Consider the following 4,094-nt stretch of genomic DNA (forward strand, 5'->3'; position numbering starts at 1 on the left):
CATCAGCTCCATAGGGCGTGAGGGAGACACCCGTCCTCGGCCGCCTGTGTGCTGGCCGGGCCCGGGCGCCAAATGCTGCCCGTGTCGCCCGTGTCGCCCGTGTCGCCCGCGTCGCCCGTGTCCCCGGGTCCGCGCTTCGCCTTCGATCCCCGTCCCGCGCCCGCCGCACGCAGGCCCGTCCGCTCGGTGATTCATCCACGACATCAGCTTGGTAGGGCGCGAGGGAGGTGCCCGCCCTCGGCCGGACCGTGCGCTTCCGGGGCCCGTGCGCCCCCGGGGCCCATGCGCCCCCGGGGGCCGTGTGCTCCGGGGCCCGTGCGCCCCCGGGCCGCTCGCTCCTGGGGCCGCTCGCTCCTGGAGCCCGTGGGTCCTGGGGCCCGTGCGGCTGCCATGGCTGCTGTGCCGGTCATGCCGGTTGGGCCAGCCGGGACCATGCGGGGGCGACGGGTCGCGGCGGGTCAGCCGCCGAGGGTGTACGTGCCGGCGTGCGGCACGGTGACCGTCGTCCACTCGCCGTCGGCGGCGGTCGTCGCACCGTCGGAGGCGGTCAGCCAGCGGTCGTGCCGCAGCCGGACCGGCACCCTGCCCGGCCCCGAGGTGCGGAAGGTGACCGATCCGCCGTCCTGGCCGACCAGCTCGCCTGGGGCGCCCACCAGCGGGGTCGGGTCGGTGACGGCGTACAGGCACCAATGCCCGTCCGACCAGACTTCGGTCAGGTACGGCAGGCCGGCGGTGACCAGTTCGGCCTCGGCCCGGCCCACCCAGGACAGCTCGGCGTCGGGCACGGCGACGTACTGGACCGCGTTGTCGGCCAGCCAGGCCCGGTAGGACGCGGCGGTCAGCGGCACGCCGGTGCCGGCGGCACCGGGCACGGTGGTGAAGAAGAGCGGGTTGCGGTCGATGTCCGCCTGCCGTAGCCAGCCCCGCGCCAGCGGCGTCTCGCCGAGATGCGCGGCCTCCCAGTAGTTCCGGGTCGGCGGCACCTCCACCCGACCGGTGAGCCCGCGCCGGGTCAGCTCGGCGCGCAGCGGATCGAAGAACGCCCGGTCGCTGGTCGGGTCGGCCGGGCTGCGCAGGTCGCCGCCACCACCGGCGGCTGCCACCAGCACACCACGCCCAACAGCACCGCCAGGGCGAGCGCCCCGGCCAGGCGCCGACGCGGTGCACCCACGCCGGCCCGCCGCTCCCCGTCCGCCCGCCGCTCCCCGTCCGCCCGCCCGTGGAGTGGGAGCCGGTCGGTGAACCAGCGGGGCGGCCGGGCGGCGGCGGCCAGCACGGGCAGCGCGAACATCACCACCAGGCGGGTGGCGTTCAACCCGACCGGGGTGGGCACCAGCGCCGCGGCCAGCACCCCGGCCGCCGACAGCAGCGCCCCCACCCGCACCGGCCGGTACGCCACCAGGGCCGCCACCAACAGGCTGGTCAGCACCGCGCGCAGCGTGTCGGTGCGGCTGATGTTCATCCAGCCGCCCTCGCCGAAGAGCAGGCCGGTCACCCCCAGCGGCAGCGCGGCGGCGGCGCCGAGCAGCAGGCCGTCGCCGTACCGGCGGGTGAGCAGCAGCGCGACCCCCGCCAGGCCGACGAAGAGCCCCGCCCACCGGGCTGGTCGCCGAAGCCAGCAGGGCGCCGGCCGCGACCAGCGCGGGGCGCGGCCAGCGGCGCTCCGGCGGGACGTGCGCCGGCAGGGTCAGGGCGACCAGCGCGGTCAGGCCGAAGGCCACCCCGAGGGCGTACGTGACCCGGCCGGAGACCAGGTTGCCGGCGATGGTGAGCACGCCGACCAGGCTGCCGAGCAGCGGCCGGGGCACGCCGGCGCGCACCAGCAGGGCCGCGAACGCGTCGCCGCGGCGAGCAGCGCGAGCGCGCCGGTGAGGCGTACCCCGAGCAGGGCCATCAGCGGCGGCGAGACCAGGCTGTAGCCCCACGGGTGGACGCCGCCGTACCAGCGCAGGTCCACCGGGGCCGCCCCGTGGGCGGCGAAGAAATCGGCGCGGGCCACCTGGGCGGAGAGGTCCGAGCCGGTCGCCGGCAGGGCCAGGTACAGCACGCCGAGGGCGAACGCGGACGCGGCCGACACCGCCACCACCCGACTGCCCCGCATGCCCACCTCCTGACCGCGACCACCGTACTGGCAGCATGTCCCGCGTGCCTCACCACCTCTCGCGCTGGACCGGCCTGGCGGGCTCGGTGCTGCTCGCCGTGGCCGCCTTCCTCGGCGGCGCGCTGCCCCACGGAGACCTGCGACCCACGCCGCTCAGCATCTGGCAGGGCCGGAACGGGCCACTGATCATCGCGCTCTGGCTGGTCGGCACCGGCCTGCTGGCCTGGGCCTGGTGGTCGCTGCGCGACCGGGTGCCGTCGACCCGCTGGGTGCTGGTCACGATCACGCTCTGGCTGCTGCCGATGCTGGTCACGCCGCCGCTGGGCAGCCGGGACGTCTACGCGTACGCCTGCCAGGGGGCCAGCTACGCCGGCGGGATCAACCCGTACGAACAGGGCGTATCCGCCCTGCCCTGCCCCTGGCTGGACACCATGTCGTACATCTGGCGGGACACCGCGGCGCCGTACGGGCCGCTCTTCGTGGTGCTCGCCGGGGCGGTCGTCACGGCGACCGGGTCGCTGGTCGGCAGCATCGTGCTCTTCCGGCTGACCGCGGTGGCCGGGGTGGCGCTGATGGCGTGGTGCCTGCCGGTGCTGGCCCGCCGCTGCGGGGTGCCGCCGCAGCGGGCGCTCTGGCTGGCGTTGGCCTGCCCGCTGGTGCCGGTGCACCTGGTCTCCGGCGCGCACAACGACGCGCTGATGGTGGGCCTGCTCATCGCCGGGCTGGCGGTGGTGGCCTCCCGGCCGGGGCGCCCGCTGCCGCTGCTGGGCGGCGGGCTGCTGCTGGGGTTGGCCGCCGGGCTCAAGGTCACCGCGCTGGTCGTGGTGCCGTTCGCCGCGCTGGCCGCGATCGCCGGGCCGTACCGGTTCCGCGCGCTGGTCCGCGACGGCGCGTGGGTGGTCGGCGCGGCGGTCGCCGCGGTCGTCGGGGTGACCTTCGCCGCCGGCCTGGACTTCGGCTGGATCACCGGCCTGGAGCAGGGGAACCTGGTCATCGCCTGGACCTCGCCGTCAACCGCCGTCGGGCAGACCGTCGGCTACCTCGCGGCGCTCTTCGGCAAGCACGTCGACGCACTGCCGGTGACCCGGGCGATCGGCGTCCTGGTGCTCGTCGTACTGCTGGTCTGGCTCTGGTGGCGGGCGCGCCACCGCGACCCGCTCTGGCACGCCGGCCTGGCACTCGCCGCCACGGTCGCGCTCTCCCCGCTCTTCCACCCCTGGTACTGGATCTGGCCGCTGGCGGTGCTGGCCGCCACCGCCCGGCGTACCGGCTGGTTCACGGTCGTCGCCCTGGTGTCGTCGTTCCTGGTGCTGGCGGACGGCACCGGCCTGCCCCGGTTCACCAAGATGCCCGGCGCGCCCCTGATGACGCTGTTGGTGATCGTGGTGGTGGTCCGGTTGGTACGGTCGGCTCGGGCGGCCCGCGAACCGGCCCCCGCCGACTGAGGAGAGGTGCCGGTGGCCGATCCCGGCGGAGCGCCCGACGCGGCCGACCGGCCCGGACGAGCCCGGTCCGCGCGGTACGCGGGCCTGGTCGGGGCGACCCTGCTGACCGTCGCCGGCTGGCTGGGCGGGGCGCTGCCCGACGCCCCCGCCACCACCCCGGTCGGCATCTGGCGCGGCCCGCACGGTCCGCTGGTCCTCGGCTGCTGGCTGGTCGCACGGCCCTGCTGGTGGGCGCCTGGTGGGCGCTGCGGCGGGGCGCGCCGTCGACCCGGTGGGCGTACCTGACCGCCGGGCTCTGGCTGCTGCCGCTGCTGGCCGCGCCGCCGACCGCAGCCGCGACGTCTACTCGTACGTCTGCCAGGGCTGGTCGTGGCCGATCCCGGCGGAGCGCCCGACGCGGCCTACCGGCCCGGACGAGCCCGGTCCGCGCGGTACGCGGGCCTGGTCGTGGCGACCCTGCTGACCGTCGCCGGCTGGCTGGGCGGGGCGCTGCCCGACGCCCCCGCCACCACCCCGGTCGGCATCTGGCGCGGCCCGCACGGTCCGCT

1 protein-coding gene and 2 pseudogenes are annotated in these 4,094 nt (G+C 76.9%); 2 read left to right on the forward strand and 1 reads right to left on the reverse strand.

Translation table 11 applies throughout. The annotated features are described in order from the left end of the window. Positions 1 to 458: 458 nt before the first annotated feature. Positions 459 to 2,101: pseudogene (locus tag JNW87_RS35740) on the reverse strand (hypothetical protein). 44 nt (positions 2,102 to 2,145) lie between these two features. Here JNW87_RS35740 and mptB point away from each other — a divergent pair. Beyond that, positions 2,146 to 3,546: a polyprenol phosphomannose-dependent alpha 1,6 mannosyltransferase MptB gene (gene mptB / locus JNW87_RS35745; RefSeq protein WP_201749899.1), complete on the forward strand. Its 1,401-nt coding sequence runs from the start codon at positions 2,146 to 2,148 to the stop codon at positions 3,544 to 3,546. Between the two features lie 12 nt (positions 3,547 to 3,558). After that, positions 3,559 to 3,919: pseudogene (locus tag JNW87_RS35750) on the forward strand (DUF2029 domain-containing protein); the annotation flags it as partial. Between the last annotated feature and the right edge of the window lie 175 nt (positions 3,920 to 4,094).

The organism is Micromonospora sp. ATA51 (assembly GCF_016802855.1).
GTDB classification, from domain to species: domain Bacteria; phylum Actinomycetota; class Actinomycetes; order Mycobacteriales; family Micromonosporaceae; genus Micromonospora; species Micromonospora sicca.